The following is a 268-nucleotide window of genomic DNA, read 5'->3' as shown; positions in this document are numbered from 1 at the left end:
CGACCCGGGTGGTATAGCCCGATTGCCGCTCGACGAAGCCTTCGAGGATCAGCCGCCCGACCGCCTCGCGGATCGGGGTGCGCGACAGGCCCAGGTCCTTGGAGAGCCGCTTCTCGGTCAGCCGCTCACCCTCCGCCAGCTCGCCCGACACGATCTTGGCCCGGATCGTCCGGTAGGCCGCTTCGGCGGCGTTCATGCGCGGGGGGGTGGTGGACATGCAGGCTCCTCGGCACCGGGCGTTTGTTCAGATTTAGTATACAGAACCGCC

Annotated in this window: 1 protein-coding gene; it reads right to left on the bottom strand. The window is 67.9% G+C overall.

Annotation, left to right across the window (positions count from 1 at the left end; genetic code table 11):
- A partial coding sequence (locus H2O73_RS24060; RefSeq protein ID WP_182110812.1) for a GntR family transcriptional regulator occupies nucleotides 1-217 on the bottom strand: 217 nt, incomplete at its 3' end.
- Nucleotides 218-268 lie beyond the last annotated feature (51 nt).

The organism is Vibrio marinisediminis (assembly GCF_014050145.1).
GTDB classification, from domain to species: domain Bacteria; phylum Pseudomonadota; class Gammaproteobacteria; order Enterobacterales; family Vibrionaceae; genus Vibrio; species Vibrio marinisediminis.
This window is presented reverse-complemented; position numbering and strand designations above follow the sequence as displayed.